This is a genomic window from Brevundimonas sp. C43 (assembly GCF_030732185.1).
In the GTDB taxonomy this organism is placed as follows: Bacteria; Pseudomonadota; Alphaproteobacteria; order Caulobacterales; family Caulobacteraceae; genus Brevundimonas; species Brevundimonas diminuta_C.
In genome coordinates this window covers 431,418-448,923 of the sequence record NZ_CP132231.1, presented here as the reverse complement: position 1 = coordinate 448,923, position 17,506 = coordinate 431,418, and the positions used below count along the sequence as shown (strand labels likewise).

The 17,506-nt window shown below is 64.9% G+C and carries 13 protein-coding genes, 1 pseudogene and 1 riboswitch; of the genes and pseudogenes, 7 read left to right on the top strand and 7 right to left on the bottom strand.

The features are described 5' to 3' along the window. The first annotated feature begins 220 nt into the window (after positions 1–220). The 3 genes from Q9R14_RS02255 to Q9R14_RS02245 are packed head-to-tail and all read left to right on the top strand — an operon-like array spanning position 221 to position 3,940. Positions 221–1,210 carry an SDR family oxidoreductase gene (locus Q9R14_RS02255; protein WP_306003343.1) on the top strand — a complete coding sequence of 330 codons (990 nt, stop codon included), beginning with the start codon at positions 221–223 and terminating at the stop codon, positions 1,208–1,210. Beyond that, positions 1,207–3,054, top strand: a complete 1,848-nt coding sequence (locus Q9R14_RS02250) for a glycoside hydrolase family 15 protein (protein ID WP_306003342.1) — start codon at positions 1,207–1,209, stop codon at positions 3,052–3,054. Before Q9R14_RS02255 ends, Q9R14_RS02250 begins: the two co-directional genes overlap by 4 nt. After that, positions 3,047–3,940 carry an SDR family oxidoreductase gene (locus tag Q9R14_RS02245; protein WP_306003341.1) on the top strand — a complete coding sequence of 298 codons (894 nt, stop codon included), beginning with the start codon at positions 3,047–3,049 and terminating at the stop codon, positions 3,938–3,940. The genes Q9R14_RS02250 and Q9R14_RS02245 overlap by 8 nt, the downstream gene beginning before the upstream one ends. A 58-nt stretch (positions 3,941–3,998) precedes the next feature. On the opposite strand, the gene Q9R14_RS02240 is transcribed toward Q9R14_RS02245, so the two are convergent. The 4 genes from Q9R14_RS02240 to Q9R14_RS02225 form a co-directional block, all read right to left on the bottom strand. Next, positions 3,999–4,802: an SDR family oxidoreductase gene (locus Q9R14_RS02240; RefSeq protein WP_306003340.1), complete on the bottom strand. Its 804-nt coding sequence runs from the start codon at positions 4,800–4,802 to the stop codon at positions 3,999–4,001. Continuing rightward, positions 4,802–6,346, bottom strand: coding sequence for a GMC family oxidoreductase (locus Q9R14_RS02235; protein ID WP_306003339.1), 1,545 nt, complete (start codon positions 6,344–6,346; stop codon positions 4,802–4,804). The genes Q9R14_RS02240 and Q9R14_RS02235 overlap by 1 nt, the downstream gene beginning before the upstream one ends. Further along, positions 6,343–7,701, bottom strand: coding sequence for an alpha/beta hydrolase (locus Q9R14_RS02230; RefSeq protein WP_306003338.1), 1,359 nt, complete (start codon positions 7,699–7,701; stop codon positions 6,343–6,345). The genes Q9R14_RS02235 and Q9R14_RS02230 overlap by 4 nt, the downstream gene beginning before the upstream one ends. 136 nt (positions 7,702–7,837) lie before the next feature. Beyond that, the gene (locus Q9R14_RS02225) at positions 7,838–11,143 is read right to left on the bottom strand and encodes a DEAD/DEAH box helicase (RefSeq protein WP_306003337.1); all 3,306 of its coding nucleotides are present in this window, start codon (positions 11,141–11,143) and stop codon (positions 7,838–7,840) included. A 915-nt stretch (positions 11,144–12,058) separates the two neighbouring features. Next, positions 12,059–12,266, top strand: a riboswitch (cobalamin riboswitch). A 107-nt stretch (positions 12,267–12,373) separates the two neighbouring features. On the opposite strand from Q9R14_RS02225, the gene Q9R14_RS02220 reads away from it, so the two are divergent. The 4 genes and pseudogenes from Q9R14_RS02220 to Q9R14_RS16350 form a co-directional block, all read left to right on the top strand. Further along, entirely contained in the window at positions 12,374–13,360 is a 987-nt protein-coding gene (locus Q9R14_RS02220; RefSeq protein WP_306003336.1) for a DUF1852 domain-containing protein, read from the top strand. A 29-nt stretch (positions 13,361–13,389) separates the two neighbouring features. Beyond that, positions 13,390–14,451, top strand: a complete 1,062-nt coding sequence (locus Q9R14_RS02215) for a methionine synthase (protein ID WP_306003335.1) — start codon at positions 13,390–13,392, stop codon at positions 14,449–14,451. Beyond that, complete coding sequence (locus tag Q9R14_RS02210) at positions 14,448–15,239, top strand: acyl-CoA thioesterase (protein WP_306003334.1); 792 nt, start codon at positions 14,448–14,450, stop codon at positions 15,237–15,239. The genes Q9R14_RS02215 and Q9R14_RS02210 overlap by 4 nt, the downstream gene beginning before the upstream one ends. A 298-nt stretch (positions 15,240–15,537) precedes the next feature. Further along, positions 15,538–15,656: pseudogene (locus tag Q9R14_RS16350) on the top strand (hydantoinase/oxoprolinase N-terminal domain-containing protein); the annotation flags it as partial. A gap of 360 nt (positions 15,657–16,016) precedes the next feature. Here the strand turns inward: Q9R14_RS16350 and Q9R14_RS16345 are convergent. From Q9R14_RS16345 to Q9R14_RS02195, 3 genes are all read right to left on the bottom strand, one after another. Continuing rightward, the gene (locus tag Q9R14_RS16345; RefSeq protein ID WP_371929777.1) at positions 16,017–16,400 is read right to left on the bottom strand and encodes an integrase; all 384 of its coding nucleotides are present in this window, start codon (positions 16,398–16,400) and stop codon (positions 16,017–16,019) included. Between the two features lie 173 nt (positions 16,401–16,573). Next, positions 16,574–16,786 carry a hypothetical protein gene (locus Q9R14_RS02200; RefSeq protein WP_306003332.1) on the bottom strand — a complete coding sequence of 71 codons (213 nt, stop codon included), beginning with the start codon at positions 16,784–16,786 and terminating at the stop codon, positions 16,574–16,576. Between the two features lie 102 nt (positions 16,787–16,888). Beyond that, positions 16,889–17,473: an arylesterase gene (locus Q9R14_RS02195; RefSeq protein WP_306003331.1), complete on the bottom strand. Its 585-nt coding sequence runs from the start codon at positions 17,471–17,473 to the stop codon at positions 16,889–16,891. Positions 17,474–17,506 lie beyond the last annotated feature (33 nt).

Sequence of the window (17,506 nt, the reverse complement as noted above, 5' to 3'; positions counted from 1 at the left end):
CGGCGAATGACGTTGCACTGTGTTTGCCGCCCTCTCGCATGCTCGTGCCCGTCCATCTCTATGGGCGAAGATTTGCGCCAGCATCAAAATGCTGACTAGCGACTTAAGCGCCGGTCGCCGGAAAGACGGCAACCTTCCTCCGGACGTGTCGTTGTCAGAGCCTCTTCCCTTCGGCCGCAACCGCGATCGTCATTCCGCAATCCAAATCAGAGAGATCGCCATGCCGGTCATCGTCGTCACAGGCGCGAGCGCCGGCATCGGTCTCGCGATCGCCGATAGGTTCGCCCGAGCCGGATGGCAGGTCGTGGTGATCGCCAGACAAGCTGAACGGCTGTCCAACGCCGTCGAACAGCTGAAGCGTTCGGCCGACCGAGTGATCGGCATGGCGGGTGATGTGTCCGATCCGGAGTTCGTCGAGCAGGTTGGCCGCGATGTCGTGAACGCTTTCGGCGGCATCGATGTCTGGGTCAACAACGCGATGTCCACAGTCATCGGACGCGATGAAGACCTGACCGACGCCGATTACCGCCGCGTCGTCGAGACGACCTATCTGTCTCAGGTCTACGGAACGCGCGCGGCGCTTCGGGTCATGCGGCCGGCGGACAAAGGGGCGGTGATCCAGATTTCCTCGGGATTGGCGCTGCGCCCCGCCCCGCTGCAGGCCGCCTATTGCGGCGCCAAAACGGCCGTCGACGGGTTTACCGAAGCCATTCGGGCCGAACTGATCGCCTCAGCCTCCAACGTCACCCTGACCACAGTCTATCTGCCGGCCGTCAACACGCCCCAGCCTTTGTGGTCACGCAACCGGACCGACCGGGCGCAGGTCATTCCAGGTCCCCTGTTCGATCCCCGCCTGTGTGCAGACGCCGTCTGGTCGGCCGTGCAGCGCCCCAGCCGCAAGGTTTTCGTGGGTCGCACGACATGGCTGATGGCGCTGGCGCAACAGTTCGCACCGGCGCTGGCGGATCGGCAGGCCGCCAGGATGATCACAGCGCAGCAGGGCGACCCGCAACTGCCGCGTCTCGGCAATCTCGATCAACCCGAAGACGGTCCGGCGGCGATCGACGGCCCGGACACCGAACGGGTGATCAGACCGTTGATCGGTTTCGTGTCCAGCCGCCAGATCGCGGCGCTTAAGGTCGCGGCGGTCGGCGTGCTCTCGGGCCTTGCCGTAACGGCTGGCCTTGCGATCGGATCGTCCAAACGATGACAGAGACGACCTTCACGCCCCATCCAGCGCGCTCGTCGCAAGCGCTCCGTCCCGATGGCTACGTCGCCCTCGAAGATTATGGCGTTCTGGGCGAGGGCCGAACGGTGGCCCTGTCAGCGCTGGATGGCGGCATTGACTGGTGGTGCGTGCCGGCGATCGATGCGCCGCCACTTTTTGACCGCCTGCTGGATCCGGAGGGCGGCCGGTTTTCGATCACGCCGACCGGGGCCTTCACGGCGACCCGCCGCTATCGCCCGGACAGCAATGTGCTGGAGACGGAGTTCGCCACCGCCACCGGCCGCGCGCGTCTGACCGAAAGCCTGAACAGCGGCACGGCCGGCCGCCTGCCCTGGTGCGAACTGGCCCGCCGTATTGATGGCCTGGAGGGCGAAGTGACCTTCGCCCTGGACATGCGTCTGGGGCGTCGGGGCGACACGGCCAATCCGTATCATTCCAAGATCGGCGAACACACCGTCTTCCATGTCGAACGGGTTCTTGGCCTGTTCGTCCATGATCCGCGCATCTCATGCGAGTGGTCCGATGAGGGCATTGTCGGAACCATCGTTGTCGGCGCGGGCGAGCGGCGCACGGTGGCCATCGTCGCCGGGCGGGACGAGCCGCTGGTCGTGCCGTCCATCGAAGAGATCGACGCCCGCATCGACCTGTCGGATCAGGAATGGCGGGACTGGGCGGCGCGCCTGAACTGTCCCGGCCTGTATCGCGACGACTTCATTCGCAGCGCCCTGGCGTTGAAGCTGCTGTTGTACTCCCCATCGGGCGCCATCGCCGCGGCGGCCACGACGTCCCTGCCCGAGCGTCTGGGCGGCGACAAGAACTGGGACTATCGCTACGCCTGGCTGCGCGACGCCGGCTATACGATCGAGGCTTTCTTGGCGGCGGGCGCTCAGGCGGAGGCCAAGGCCGCCTTCAGCTGGCTGCTGATGCAGCTGAAGCGCCATGGTGCCAAGGTCTGCTACAGCCTGGACGGCGCGCTCGTGCCGCCGGAAACGCACTGGGACATGCCGGGCTATCAAGGCTCGCGTCCGGTCGTCACCGGAAACCGGGCCGCAGAGCAGGCCCAACACGGCGTGTTCGGCGACATTTTCGAGACCGCCTCGCGCTTCGTCGGCTGCGGCAACATCCTCGACAGCGCCAGTGCCCAGCAGCTCTCGGAACTGGCGGACCAGTGCGCGGACGCCTGGCGACAGCCGGACGCGGGCATGTGGGAGTTGGAGGATCAGCAGCACTACACCATGTCCAAGATCAGCTGCTGGCAGGCCCTGGCCCGCGCCGTCGAACTGGCGGACGCCGGACAGTTGCCGACGACATGCCGGGACCGCTGGCGGCGAGAGCGCGACCGGATTTTCGACTGGGTCGAGACCCATTGCTGGTCCGAAAGCCTTCAGGCCTTCGTCATGTATCCGGGCAGCGACAAGCTGGACGCCGCCCTGGCCCTGGCCGTGCGGTTCCGGTTCGATGGCGAGGATCGACTGCGCGCGACCCTCGAAGCGCTGGATCGCCATCTCGGCGCCGGCGCCTTCCACTATCGCTATTCCGGCATGCAGGCCGAGGAAGGCTGCTTCATCGCCTGTTCCTTCTGGATCGCCGAAGCCTGGGCGACGCTCGGCGAACCGGACAAGGCGCGCACCCGCATCGACGGCCTGCGCGAAGCTCTCAGCGGCCGCTGGGGCATGCTTACCGAGATGATCGACCCGGACACCGGCGCCTACCTGGGCAACATGCCGCAGGGACTAAGCCACCTCGCGCATCTGACCGCCCTGAGCGCCGTCGGCAAGGCGCAGACTACTTCCCCCCAGCCCGAAACGGAGACGTTCCATGACTGATCGCCTGACCCTTCAGGATCCGCGCGAGCAATATCCAAAGCCGCCCTTCCCGCGCCAACCGCAGCCCGTGCCCGGCGAAGCGCGCGAGATGGACCCCAAGCCCGATCATGGCGAGGACAGCTATCAGGGTTCCGGCAAGCTGAAAGAACGCAAGGCCCTGATAACCGGCGCGGACAGCGGCATCGGCCGGGCGGCCGCCATCGCCTATGCCCGGGAAGGCGCCGACGTGGCCCTCTCCTATCTGCCGTCCGAGCGCAAGGACGCCGCCGAAGTCATCGCCCTGATTGAGGCTGAGGGCCGCAAGGCCATTGACCTGCCCGGCGACATCACGGATGAAAACTGGTGCCGACAGATGGTCGAACAGGCCGTGTCCGAGCTGGGCGGACTGGACATCCTGGTCATCAACGCCGGCCGCCAACAGTATCGTGAGGACATCTCACAGGTGACGTCGGAAGACTTCGACAAGACCTTGAAGACCAACCTCTACGCCATGCACTGGATCGCACAAGCGGCTGTCCCGCATCTGCCGGCTGGCGCCTCGGTCATCACCACCGCCTCGATCCAGGCCTACGAGCCTTCGGCCATCCTGCTGGACTACGCCACCACCAAGGCCGGAATCGTCGCCTACACCAAGGCCCTGTCCAAGCAGCTGATCGAAAAGGGCATACGCGCCAATGTCGTGGCGCCCGGCCCCTTCTGGACGCCGCTGCAGTCGTCCGGCGGACAGCCGCAGGACGCCGTGATGAAGTTTGGCGAACAGGTGCCGCTGGGTCGTCCGGGCCAGCCTGTCGAGATCGCCCCGGTCTATGTGCTGCTGGCCTCGCAGGAAGGCAGCTACATCACCGGCGAAGTCTTCGGCGTCACCGGCGGCATGGGCGTCGCCTGACAAGGACAACCGGCGGCGGCTTCGTCCCGCCGCCGGTCTCTCTTTCTCGGCCCTACGACTAGCCGGCGATGGTGGCGACCGAGCCGGAATCCACTCGGATGCCCGCACCGTTGATAAAGCTGGCGCGCTCCGAACACAGGAAGGCGACGGCTGCGGCCACCTCTTCCGGCTTGCCCCTGCGATCCAGCGTCATGCCGGGGCGTTCTTCCTTCAGGAAGCTCTTGATCGCCTCCTCGAAGGTTTCGCCGCGTTCCTCGGCGCGCTTCTTCATCATGGCGTCGGTCATCGGGGTGGCGATGAACGCAGGCGAGACCGTGTTCACCAGCACATTGTCGCAGCCGTAGGCCTTGGACAGACCCTTCGCCAGGCTGAGAATGCCGGCCTTCGACGCGCAATAGGCCAGTTCATCGACATAGGGCTGGACCGCATCCTCCGACGCGAACAGGACGATACGGCCCCAGCCCGAACGCCGCATGGCCGGAATGGCCTGGCGGCACATCCGCACCGCGCCCATCAGATTGATGTCCAGCGTCTCCAGCCAACCGGCGTCATCGACATCCAGGAAATCGCCGGTCGCGCCGGTCACGCCCGCTACGTTCACATAGATGTCCGGATCGCCCATGCGGTCTCGGACCTCCGCCCATAGGCGTTCGACATCGTCGGCCTTGGTCACATCGCCGGTCACGCCGATGCATTCGCCCAAGCCGGACAGCTCCTGGACGGCTTCATCCAGCGTGCCGTCCGGCTTGTCGGTCAGGGCGACCTTTACGCCGGCTTCCAGCAGCAGCCGCGCCGTCTCCTTGCCCATGCCGGAATCGGCGCCGGAAATGAGGGCGATCCGCCCCTTGATCCCAAGGTCCATCACAAATCTCCTGTTCGTTGACGTTCAAGGAAGCGATCGGCCGTGCGCAGGGCGACGGCCATGAGGGTCAAGGCCGGGTTGGCCGACAGCGCGCTGGGGAAGATGGAGTTGTCGCAGACATACAGATTGTCGATCTCGACGCTGCACCCGTCGGCGTCGACGACCGCCCCGTCCGACTTGTCCCCCATCCGGCAGCCGCCGATGGTGTGGGCCGACCGGGCCACCGCGAAGATGTCCTCAGCGCCGGCGGCGGTCCAAATCTCCGTCATGACGCGCCGGGCATGGGCGTCCAGCCGCCGCTCGTTCTCGCCATAGCTGAAGTCGATCCGCGCCTTGCGCAGCCCGGCGGCGTCGACTTCATCGGACAATGTCAGCCGGTTAACGTCATTCGGTAGACACTCTCCATTGATGCCGATACCGGCGAGCCGGCGATAGTTGCGCAGCCTATCGACCAGCGGCGCGCCCCAGAGGCCCGCGCCGCGCGCGAACCCGCCCGCCAGGGTGACCGGCATGACGCCAAGGCTTTGGATCAGATAGCCGCCGGCGAAGTTCGCGTCCGAGGGACGCACCATTTCTTCGCTGATCAGGGAAGACGGATAGCCGCGGTTCATCGACATGTCGGCGTCGAACCGCCCCCAGACCTGGGTCGCCACATGGGTCATGAAGTTGCGGCCGACTTCGCCGCCGGCGTTGCCCAATCCCCAGTTCAGCAGCAGGCGCGGCGTCTCGACACCGCCCGCACAAAGGAACAGCGCCCGGCAGTTCAGCCGATGATCCTGGCCGTCGCGACGATAGATCACGGAATTGATCCGTCCACCGGCGTGACGCTCGACGCCGATCGCCCGCGCGTTGGCGATGATCTTGGCGCCGTTGGCTGCGGCCATCGGCAGAAAGCTGTTGTCCGCGCCGCCCTTGGCGCCGGTCCGGCATCCTTGATGGCAGGCGCCGCAGTTGACGCAGGCCATGCGGTGGGGTGTCGTCCCAACCGCTCGATCGCGAGACAGCACGGCCGCCGGCGCATCCGCAACCTTGAGCCCGACCGCCCTTGCGCCACGGGCCATGGCGTCCGCCGGGGCGTTGCGCGGCACAGGCGGATAGGCGAACTGTCGGCCGCCCCAAGGATAGTCGGCCGGGCCCGAGACCCCGATCACCGCCTCCACGCTCTCGACGTAAGGTTTCAGTTCGTCCCAGCCGAACGGCCAGTCGCGTCCGCGCCCGGTCTCCGAGGCCAGCGTCAGATCACGGGGATCGGGTCGCGGGCAGAAGGCGCCCCAGTGCAGCAGCGAGCCGCCGACGCCCTGGCCGGAGTTGTTGGCCCCAAAGGCGGTCGGGTCGCGCCCCCCGCTGAGGCGCTCCTCCATCCAATAGAGATCGGCCGTCGTTTCGTCGGGCGTATGTTCCGCCGGATCGAAAGCCCGCCCCGCCTCCAGCACCGTGACTGACAGCCCGGCCTTCGCCAGCCTAGCCGCGATCGGAGCCCCTCCGGCGCCGCTGCCGATGATGACGACATCGGTTTCGCCGGCCGTCCTTGCAGGCGCGCTCAACCCACGCCCTCCATCGGCAGACGCCAGGGTTCGGTGTGGTCCGCCGCCGTCTGGTCATATCCCTGGAACCGGCCTTCGCCGCCCGTGGCGAAACCGTCGTAACCGATTTGGGCCCAAGTCGCCGGCAGCGACATCCACAGGCGCGCGGCCTCGGAAACGACGTCCTCGAACCAGAGCTTCATGGCGTCCGCCGAAAGCCCGCCCGGCTCGGGCCATTCGCCCTGTGAAATGGAGCGCAGGATGTCGTCCTGGCGATCAGGGGCCAGGATTGCGAACTCCGGCGCCATGGCGGCGATCTCATCCAGCCCGCGTCGCCAGGCCTCGGTGTCCGACGGAAGATCGGCGAACCGCCACCCATCGCCCTGTCCGCTGGAGAGCCCCACATCCAGACGCCGCGCCAAATCATCCGGATCGCCGGCATCCGGCAAAATACTCGCCATCATCGCCGACAAAACGGCGCGCTGGGTCGGGTTCAGGACGCCGCCGTCGGCTTGGACCGGACCGAAGTGACGGTTCAGCATTGCGCGTCGTGTGCGATCCGACACGCGATCGGACGCCATCAGATCCACGAAGGCTGGAGGCAACGCGACTGAACTGACTTTCGCGACAAACTTTAGAATCAGGCCCGCGAGACAGTCCGGCTGTTCCTGAGGGATCAAATGCGACGCATCCGGCACGACCGCCACATCGGCCGCGCGGTAATGGGGAACGTTGACACGCCGCTGCGCCGCCTCGCCCAGATCGCCGTCCTTTGTGCCGGCGATGATCAGGGCGGGGAAAGGCAGGACGCCGGCCTGATCGGACCAGTCCTCGCGCGATCCTTCGGCCAGCCATCCGCGCCAGGCTTGGGGACTGGACCGCGTGAAATCGGCCAGCGCCTGATCGAAAGCGGCTTGCGGCAGACCAGCGGCCGTATTGGCGTCGATGAACTGGCGTCCCCGATCCTCGATCCTGGTCGGATCATCGAACCAAGTCAGCATATCCGCGCGCCTGTTCTCGTCCATCGGCTCCGGCGAGGGTGGCGATCCGGCGACCAGCACCACGCCCAGCAACCCGCTCAAACCCGCCGCCCCGTCGCGCGCCCGCGCAGCGATCAAGGTCGCAAACTTGCCGCCCATGCTGTGGCCGACAAGGATCCAGCGCGCGAGAGCGAGATCGGTCAGCCGGCGGCTCAGGTCCTCGAGCACGGCTTGGACATCGCCATAGCCTTCCGACGCCCTGTCTCCGAACCCTGGAAGATCGATCGCGACCGGAAGCACTTTATCGGCAAGCCGCTCGATCACCACGTCCCAATCGTGGCGGCTTGAGCCCAAGGAATGAAGGAAGACGACAGTGAGGCGGGTGTCTGTGGGCATACAGGGGCTTTTTCAAAAGCGAAGGCGCGAAACCCCGTCCTTATCGGTCGGCGGTCGTCGATCAGCGCGCCACCGGCGGAATTGCTCCCAACAAAACAGAACCTGGACGCCGAACCGGCTCGAACCCGCCCTGCCCTCAGGCCGCCGCCAATTCGGTCAAAAGCTTCTCGATGAAGACTGCGTCGTGCGGTTGATCGTTGGCGGCGTCGACGATCATGCGATCCTCGGACCAGCGTCGATCATCTCGCAACGGCAAGGACGCTTCCATGCCGGGTCGACGCGCCGCTGCGATCCGCAACGCCGTCGCCTTAGGCCCGGATACGATTTCCGTGACGCCGGCATCACGCGCGAGCGCCGCCAGGCGACGGCCGGTGAACAGATCCTCTGCCGGGTCGGGTAAAGGACCGAACCGATCTTCGGCTTCGTCTCGCAGGGCGTCGATATCTTCCGCCGTCGTGGCGCGCGCCAACCGGGCGTACAGATTGATGCGCACGGTTTCGTCTGGGATGTAGTCCGCCGGCAGATGTCCTGTCGCGCCGACGTTCAGGCTGGGAGAGACTTGGTCTGGATCGGGATCGCCTTTTGCAGGCGAGAGCGCCCGAGCCAGAACAGCCTGATAGAGGGCCGAGCCGATCAGCCTGACATGTCCGGCCTGCTCCTCGCCCACCAGATCGCCGCCGCCGCGCAGGTCCAGATCGCGCCCGCTGATCGCGAAGCCCGCCCCCAGTCGGTCCAGAGCCTCCAGCGTCTGCAGGCGGGCTTCCGTGGCCGCCGCCATCGGCGTTTCAGGATCGGAAAGCAGATAGGTGAACCCCTGTCGCCGCCCCCGGCCGACACGCCCGCGCAGCTGATGCAATTGCGCCAGGCCGAACCGGTCCGGCCGCCAGATCAACATCGTATTGGCGCGCGGCACGTCCAGGCCCGTCTCGATGATGTTCGTCGCCAAAAGCACGTCCCCCTCGCCGTCGGAGAACCGGCTCATAACCTCGTCGATCGCGGACGGGGACATGTCGCCGTGCGCCGAGACCACCGACAGCTCGGGCGTCAGGGTCTTCAAGCGTTCCGCCAAGGGTTCCATATCCTCGATCCGCGGCACGACCACGAAACTCTGGCCGCCCCGCGCCTTCTCGCGCATCAGCGACAGGCGAACCCCCCCGGCGTCGAACGGCGTCATGAAGGTTCGGATGGGCCGACGTCGGGCAGGTGGACTGGCGATCAGGCTGACGTCCTGAATGCCGACCATGGCGCTTTGCAGGGTCCTCGGGATCGGGGTGGCCGACATCGACAGCAGATGCGGCGCCTTCTCCGCCAAGGCAGATTTCATCTGCGCGCCGAAGCGGTGCTCCTCATCGATGATGACAAGCCCGAGGTCGGAAAACGCCAACCTCTCCGACGCCAGCGCCTGCGTACCCACAACGACGCGCATGGAGCCGTCCGCCAGCCCTGCCTTGACCGCCCGCGCCTCCGCGCTGTCTGCGGCGCGCGACAGGTGGCCGATTTGAATATCCGTGTCCTTGAATCGTCTCTTGAACACCTCGAAATGCTGACGCGCCAGGACGGTGGTCGGGGCGACGACGATGACCTGTTTGCCGGCAAGGGCCACGGCCGCTGCGGCGCGCAGGGCGACCTCGGTCTTGCCGAAACCGACATCGCCGCAGACGAGCCGATTCATGGGCTTGCCGGATCCTAGGTCCGACAGGACCGCCTCGATGGCGCGCGCCTGATCGGCCGTTTCGGGGAAGGCGAAACCGGCGGCGAAGCGGGCCAGCGCCTGACGCGGCGCAGTAATCGGCTCGGTCCTCAGCGACGCGCGCGCTTCGGCCCGGGCGGATAGAGCAGCTGCGGCCTCGTCGATCTGCGCGCTCACCTTCGCGCGACGCTTGAGCCACCCCTGGGTATTCAGCCGATCCAGCGACACCGCGTCCGGCTCCGAGCCGTAGCGCCAGATTTTGCCGAACTCCTCGATCGGCGCGAGAATGGTTCCTCCGCCATGATACTCGATGCGCAGAACGTCGCGCTCCACGCCATCGGCAGCGACCCGCTCCAAAGCCTTCAGGACGCCAAGTCCGTGGTCTTCATGGATGACCACATCGTCCAACCGCAGTTCTGTCTCTCCGAACGCATCGTTCATGTCACCGGATGCTCGCGCGATCCGGCCGCCGAAGACGTCCGAAGGCGTCAGGACGACAAGACCTGTCGCCGATTGCCGGAAACCTGTGTCCAGATCGGCGGTTACGACGGCGATCTGCCCGGGCTCCAGTGGCGCGATCGCGCTCCAGCTCTCTAGCGCCACGGGCGTATCGATATCGTGGCGACGCAGCAGGCGCAGGATGATCCTGTGCTCATGGGGCAATCCCGTCAGGACGATGCGATCGCCCGCCTCGCGCCGCTCGGCGATAAATTGTTTAAGGGCCCGCCCTGGCGATTTCTCCAGCGCGAAGGCCGGCGTGGGCGCCCAACCCTCGACGCTCAGGGGTTTGGCGCCTTTCAACGCCTGACGAACGTCCTTCTCCGTCAAATAGAGGCTGTCGGGTTTCGGAGGGCGCGCGCCCTCGCTGAACCGCAGGCGGGTGTCATAGGCTTCGGCCACATGCGTGCGAATGCGTTCGAACCGATCCTCGACGCCCACGTCGGTCAGGATCATCGGCTTGTCGAGGAAATCAAACAGGGTCGTCGAGGTCTCAGCATTGATCGACGGCCCCCTGTCCTGATGATCGGCCTCATCATCCTCGGGCGACCGGTCGCTCCACTCAGCCGCCGGGGTCAGACAGATCGTCTGGATCTCGGCGCCCCGGCGCTGCGACACGGGATCGAAGGCGTGGATCTCGATGATCCGGTCCGCCTCGTCCAGGGCGATGCGATAAGGTGTGGCAGACGCGGGCGGGAAGACGTCGACCACCGCACCGAGCAGAGCATACTCGCCAGGTTCGTCGACCCGCTCATCCGCTGCATAGCCCGTATCGGTCAGAAACGACTCCAGGGCTTCGCGATCCAGCGCCTCGCCCGCCGCGAGCGACAAGCGGGTCTTGATCCGTTCGCGCGACGACGTCCGCTGCACGATCGCATCGGGCGAGGCGATCAGGAACACGGGCCTTGCGTTGGCTTCGTTCAAGGCGGCCAGGACGGCCATCCGGCGCCCCATGCTTTCTCGCGAAGGCGCGGCGCGGTCGTAGGGCAGGCAGTCCCAGGGCGGCAGGACCAGCACCTCGGCGTCCTTCACCATCGGCGAGAGCGCCGCCGCAATCTCATCGGCGCGGCGTTCGCTGGTGGCGATGAACACCACGCCCTGCGATCGCTTTGTCTTCATCTCGGCAAGTCCGGCCGCCACAGCCGCCGCCGGCATCTTCCAACGCTTGCCGTCGTCCTGCTCCGGAGCTGGCCCTCCAACGAGGACCTGTTGGCCCGTGGCGGAAAGATCGGTGTCGGCAGGTGACGATTTCATCCTAGCTCAACCCGAAGGCCGGCCGGGGGTTGCGCCCGCTTTCGTACCCCCAGTCGTTTCAGCCGCCAGCGCGACGGAACCGCCCTAAAAGGAAGTTGCAGGATCTTTTCGTGCGGCGGCTATTTCGGCCGTGGCCGTATCGCACGCATAGCCTAAGCCACAACGAAACGATGGAATGCTGTCATCAGTCGCGCGTCTCGGACAAACTGGCGAACCAATCCGCGTAGGGGGGTGTTGCGCACCATGCGCCGATTGAGATCCGGTGAGCCGTCGCTCCACCAAACCAGCCCCCGCTCGCCCAGCCCCACCTTGGCTTTGTCCACGCTCCGCCGCGATGCGGCCAGAGCATCTGGATCCTCAGCCGCCAAGGCCGTCCGCACCGCCCGGCGCGCCGACATCAGATGAGGCACCAGTTCGTCCCTCGCCGCAGCCGACAACGCTGGATTGGCGCATCGCCAAAGCCGGCCTCGTACCACGAAATAGCGGCCGTCTGGAGTCGTAGGGTATCGAAAGGGCTGCTTCATCGTCGGGACAACGCGCAGCGCGCCCGATGGGCGCCGCCCAGAGGGTTCAAGCCCCTGAGTGATTGGGCTAGCGCAATCTGCGGTCTTGACAGAACCTCTTCGAATTAGGGTGCCTCATTTCCACCCAACCTCGAGGATTCGTTATCGTTATCAGCGCATAAGCTAGCACCTCGAGCGCTTCGCCCGTGCCTTCGCGCAGCCTCAGTATTGTCGGACGACGAACTTCCCGGCGGCGTCTGTGGCAGACCGGGATCCAAAGAGATGCTGTTCAATCTTTGATGGGCTCTTGGAGCCATGACCCCGGAAAGCTGAATAGCAGGAGCGATGGTAGAAGCCGCCAGAAGCCATAAGGATATCCTTATGCGTTTCTTGACTTCGACGTCGGGTGCGCGTCTCATGAATAGGTCGAGGTTCTGCGCGTCGCCTCCAGCGATGCGGAGCTAAGAGGGAAGCTGGTGTGATGCCGGCGCTGCCCCCGCAACTGTGAGCGGCGAGCCGAAGGTCCATTTCGTGTCACTGACGTCTTCTGACGTTGGGAAGGCCGGACCCGAAGCCGTGACCCGTGAGCCAGGAGACCTGCCCCGACAGATAACGTCCTCCGGCGGGGTGTCCGGTCAGGTCGCATGAACGCCGCGACGGGACGACTGCGCGCGAGTGGTCGCGCGTCCCTGTCCGCTGTCTCGCCACAGCATCAACGGCAGAGACCATGGCGAGCAGCGACTTCACCTTCAGGATCAAGCGGACCGCGCTCGACGAAGACTATCGTCCCGCCGAGACGACGCGGATCACGACCAATTTCGCCAACCTGGCGCGAGGCGAGAGCCGCCGAGACAATCTGCGCAACACCCTGCGGATGATCGACAACCGCTTCAACTCGCTGGCGCACCACGACAATCCGAGGGGCGATCGCTATGCGCTGGAGCTTCAGATCGTCTCGGTCGAGATGAGCCTTTGCTCGGAGCGCGACGACGCCTTTCCGCTGATCGAAATCCTGCAGACGACCATCGACGACAAGGCGACGCGCCGGCGGATCGAGGGGATCGTGGGCAACAACTTCTCCTCCTACGTCCGCGACTACGACTTCAGCGTGGTCCTGTCCGAGCACCTGAAGGCGCATCCGAACGGCGGCGTGCCGGACGATTTCGGCGATCTACACGGCAAGCTGTTCCGGCACTTTCTGGCGTCGCGCGCCTACCGCGACAACTTCGCCAAGCCGCCGGTCATCTGCCTCAGCGTCTCCAGCAACAAGACCTATCACCGCACCGGCGCCGAACACCCCGTGCTGGGGCTAGAGTACGACAACGACGAGTTCTCCCCAACCGACGACTACTTCGCGAAGATGGGGATGAAGGTCCGCTACTTCATGCCACCGGGCAGCGTGGCGCCGTTCGCCCTGTACCATATCGGCGACCTGACCGGCGACTACACCGACCTCGAACTGGCCAGCACCATCGCCACGATGGAAACCTTCCAGAAGATCTATCGGCCCGAGATCTACAACGCCAACTCCCCGGCGACCGAGCAGTATAAGCCCAGCCTGAAGGCGCAGGACTATTCGCTGACCCGCATCGTCTACGACCGCGACGAGCGCAGCCGGCTGGCCGTCGAACAAGGCCGTTTCGTCGAGGAGCGGTTCATCAAGCCGCACCGCGCCCGTCTCGACCAATGGTCGGCCGCCTTCGCCGCCGCCTGATCAGTTTCCGCATTTCAGAGCAGTACCTCATGAAAACCCTTCTCCCGACCTCGACCGCCGGCAGCCTGCCCAAACCCGTCTGGCTGGCCGAGCCCGAGACGCTCTGGTCCCCCTGGAAGCTGCAGGGCGACGACTTGATCGAGGCCAAGCACGACGCCCTGCGCCTGTCGCTCGACGATCAGCGCCGGGCCGGCATCGACATCGTCAGTGACGGCGAACAGACGCGCCAGCATTTCGTCACGACCTTCATCGAACACCTCGACGGCGTCGACTTCGAGAACCGCAAGACCATGCGAATCCGCAATCGCTACGACGCCAGCGTCCCGGTGGTCGTGGGCGCCGTCAGCCGGCCGAAATCGGTCTTCGTCGAGGACGCCAAATTCCTGCGCGCCCAGACCGACCAGCCGATCAAATGGGCCCTGCCGGGGCCGATGACGATGATCGACACCCTCTATGACGACCACTATGGCAGCCGCGAAAAGCTGGCCTGGGAGTTCGCCAAGATCCTGAATGAAGAGGCGCGCGAATTGGAGGCCGCCGGCGTCGATATCGTCCAGTTCGACGAGCCCGCCTTCAACGTCTTCTTCGACGAGGTGAACGACTGGGGCGTGGCGACCCTGGAAAAGGCGGCCGAGGGGCTGAAGTGCGAGACGGCGGTCCACATCTGTTACGGCTACGGCATCAAGGCCAACACCGATTGGAAGAAGACCCTCGGCTCAGAATGGCGGCAGTACGAAGAGGCCTTCCCCAAGCTTCGGACCTCCAGCATCGACATCATTTCGCTCGAAGCCCAAAACTCGCGCGTGCCGATGGATCTGATCGAACTGATCCGGGGCAAGAAGGTGTTGGTCGGCGCCATCGACGTGGCGACCGACACGATCGAAACGCCCGAACAGGTCGCCGATACGCTGCGCACGGCGCTTCAGTTCGTGGACGCCGACAAACTCTATCCGGCCACCAACTGCGGCATGGCGCCCCTGTCGCGCCGTGTTGCCAACGGCAAGCTGCGCGCCTTGAGCGCCGGCGCCGACATCGTGCGCGAGGAACTGTCCCGCGATCTCTACTACGGCGATGAAAGGTCCGAGCCGTGACGGTGCGCCTGATCGACATGGTGTTCCCCGGCGACGCCAACCATCATGGCACCCTGTTCGGCGGGGTTGGTCTGGCCCACCTCGACAAGGTCGCCTTTCTGGCCGCCAGCCGTCATGCGCGACGGGCCGTCGTCACGGCCGGATGCGAGCGGATCGATTTCGCGGCGCCGGCACGGATCGGCGAGATGGTCGAGGCGGTCGGCCGCGTCGTCCGGATCGGGCGCTCGTCCCTAGGCGTCGAAGTCGAACTGCACGCCGAAAGCCTGCTGAGCGGCGAGCGCCGCCTGTGCACGCGCGGCGCCTTCAACATGGTCGCCCTGAGGCCGGCGGGCGATGACCATCCCTTGGCGCCCCTTGAAGAGGCAGGCGAGGCGGACGACGGCTGGCTGAGAACCGCAGAGATGGTCTTTCCCGGCACGACCAACCACTACGGCACCCTGTTCGGCGGCGACGCGCTCAAGCTCATGGGCAAGGCCGCCTTCGTCACGGCGACCCGCCATGCGCGCGAAGTCATGGTCATGGCCGCGACCAATCGCATCGACTTCAAGGCCCCGATCGACGGCGGCGACATGGTCGAACTGGTCTCGCGCGTGAAGATGGTCGGGCGGAGCTCGCTTTCGGTAGAGGTGCAGCTCTGGGCCGAACGCCTCCTGACAGGAGAACGGCGGCGTTCGACCACGGCCGAGTTCTTAATGGTCGCCGTCGATGACGCGGGCAAGCCGAAGACAATCAAGGCCGGGCGGAGTTTAGATGGATGCTTGGGTGCGATAGATGGTGGTCTTGGGTAGGCAAGAGGCAACCACCGCTTTAGGATCAGTTAATCCACATCGAGACGATCTTGGGGATCAAGACGAATGTAGCGCGGGCTGCGACAGACTGGTGAAACGACCGTCCTGACCGTTGCAGTATCCGTTTTTTTGAAATGCGACACTCGATGTTCGGCGACATCTGATCACCGCTGACCTCCGACTGTAATAACGGCGCGCTCGATGCTGTGAGGACAGGGGCAAGCATAAGATCCGCGTAAATCGGACGCGCCATGGGCTGGGCTAGTTTAGCAGGCAGCACCGGCTTAAAGTTCGGACCATGATAAAATCGAACCCGCTCTGGAACTTCTGGATCGACCGGGGCGGCACCTTCACCGATGTCGTGGCCCGCGCCCCGACGGCACGCTGCAGACGCGCAAGCTGCTGTCGGTCAATCCCTAGCACCCCTAGCCAACGCCCACCGTGACTACACCCAGCCTTGAATGTTGACGTCCGCTTTCAACGCTTCAGGCTAGGACCAAAGTCGCCCCATCGCGGAGCTTTGTTCGCTCATCCCATCGGGCAAAATTTTCAGCCGTGTGGAAGAATGTCATCACGCCGATGTTCATTGCGTCTGGCCCGCTGATTTCGAGTGTCGCACTATAACTCCCCTACTCGAAGGTTGCAGCAATCACTCTTTTGGGCGCGGCAATGGTTTGCTTCGTAATCTACAGCCGAAATCCAAAACGCTGGATGGCTGATATCTGCTACCCACCCTTAGGCAACGATGACCGGGCCCGTTTTCGGGCCAGTCGTAAGTCAGAGATCGATCCGCTCTGACATCTCCAGTGCATCGTCCACTTCGATACAGAGGTAGCTGACGGTGCTCTCCAGCTTCCTGTAACCGAGCAAGAGCTCACAGGCGCGGAGGTTGCCGATCTTCTTGTAGACGAGCGAGCCTTTTGTGCGCCTGAGGCTGTGGGTCCCGTAACCCTGGGGTTCCAGGTCGATCATGCAAACCCGCTGATCCCCAATCCGCGCGTACTGCCGCGTTCCAGTGTGCTGGCCCAGCCGACTAACGCTTAGGAACAGCCAGTCATCTTCACCTTGGCCGCGAACCCTCAGCCGAGCCCCGATCGCATCGCGCGCTGGCTCTGTGATCTCGAACAATGCCGGCCTTCCGGTCTTCTGCTGGGCAACGATTGAACGCTGGCGAAGGAGTGGCTCACTGAAAGACGCTTTGGTCTAGAGACCGTTCTAGCGGACCGCATCGATGCGCCTTGGTCGCTAATTTACAGCAGCGGTGCCAGCCAACACCACCTGTTAGTCTGCGGCATTTAGGCATGCGATACAGAGTAAATACGATAGCGAAGTGGTCACGGTCGCGCCCGGACTTCAAAATCGAGCGTCCAGCGGCCCTCTCCGGCTCGGCGAAAATCAGCGAGCCGGGCGGCGATCTGGCGATCCAAGCCGTCGAGCAGGGCGGTTCCATTGGCGACCGAGGCCACTGTTGCATTGGTCTGCCAGAATGGACCGGTTTCGCCCTTTAGCGTGAAGCGCAGATGCACGGTGTCGTTGGATTTCGGCATAGGACGCTCAGACAGAGATTTTCAAACAACAGTCAGCTCAGTCGCACAAAGCGATGAGCAATCGGGGCCTAGTGCGATCTCATGACGTCGCCGCGTCCTTGACTACACAGACAGTGCTTTTGCCACGACCGGCGCCAATCCGTCGGCGATGACGCGCACGCCTTCGGCGTTGGGGTGAATGCCGTCTGGCTGATTGTAGCGGCGATCCAGGGCCACGCCTTCCAGCAGGAAGGGATAGGTTGGAACATATTCCTTGCGCGCCAGGTCCGCGAAGATGCGATCGAACTCGGCGGCATAGGCGCCGTATTGGGGCGGCGCCTTCATCCCCGCCAGCAGGACGGGAATATCGCGCGCCTTCAGCGAGGTGATGATGGCCTCCAGATTGGATCGGACCGTTTTGGGATCCACGCCCTGAAGCATGTCATTGCCCCCCAGGGCCACGATGCACAGGTTGGTGTCGTCCTGGACGCTGTAGCCGACCCGGGCCAGCCCGCCGCCGGTCGTGTCGCCCGAAACCCCGGCGCCGCGAACCCTCACCCGGAGCCCCTTGGCCCTCAACACCTCTTCCAGCCGCACGGGCAGAGCCTCGGCCGAAGGCAGGCCGAAGCCGGCGGTGATGGAATCGCCCAGCAGCGTCACGATCTTTTCCGGCCCGTCCGAAGGTGCGCGCGTGGGTGAAGGCGACACCGAGGGCTTAGCCGGCTCTTTTGACGTGTCCTC

Excerpts from the sequence above, each read along its gene's own strand:
- Q9R14_RS02245 (WP_306003341.1), top strand. The coding sequence starts at position 3,047 with ATGACTGATCGCCTGACCCTTCAGGATCCGCGCGAGCAATATCCAAAG.
- Q9R14_RS02250 (WP_306003342.1), top strand. The coding sequence starts at position 1,207 with ATGACAGAGACGACCTTCACGCCCCATCCAGCGCGCTCGTCGCAAGCG.
- Q9R14_RS02240 (WP_306003340.1), bottom strand. The coding sequence starts at position 4,802 with ATGGACCTTGGGATCAAGGGGCGGATCGCCCTCATTTCCGGCGCCGAT.
- Q9R14_RS02255 (WP_306003343.1), top strand. The coding sequence starts at position 221 with ATGCCGGTCATCGTCGTCACAGGCGCGAGCGCCGGCATCGGTCTCGCG.
- Q9R14_RS02200 (WP_306003332.1), bottom strand. The coding sequence starts at position 16,786 with ATGCCGAAATCCAACGACACCGTGCATCTGCGCTTCACGCTAAAGGGC.
- Q9R14_RS02220 (WP_306003336.1), top strand. The coding sequence starts at position 12,374 with ATGGCGAGCAGCGACTTCACCTTCAGGATCAAGCGGACCGCGCTCGAC.
- Q9R14_RS02230 (WP_306003338.1), bottom strand. The coding sequence starts at position 7,701 with ATGCCCACAGACACCCGCCTCACTGTCGTCTTCCTTCATTCCTTGGGC.
- Q9R14_RS02215 (WP_306003335.1), top strand. The coding sequence starts at position 13,390 with ATGAAAACCCTTCTCCCGACCTCGACCGCCGGCAGCCTGCCCAAACCC.
- Q9R14_RS02225 (WP_306003337.1), bottom strand. The coding sequence starts at position 11,143 with ATGAAATCGTCACCTGCCGACACCGATCTTTCCGCCACGGGCCAACAG.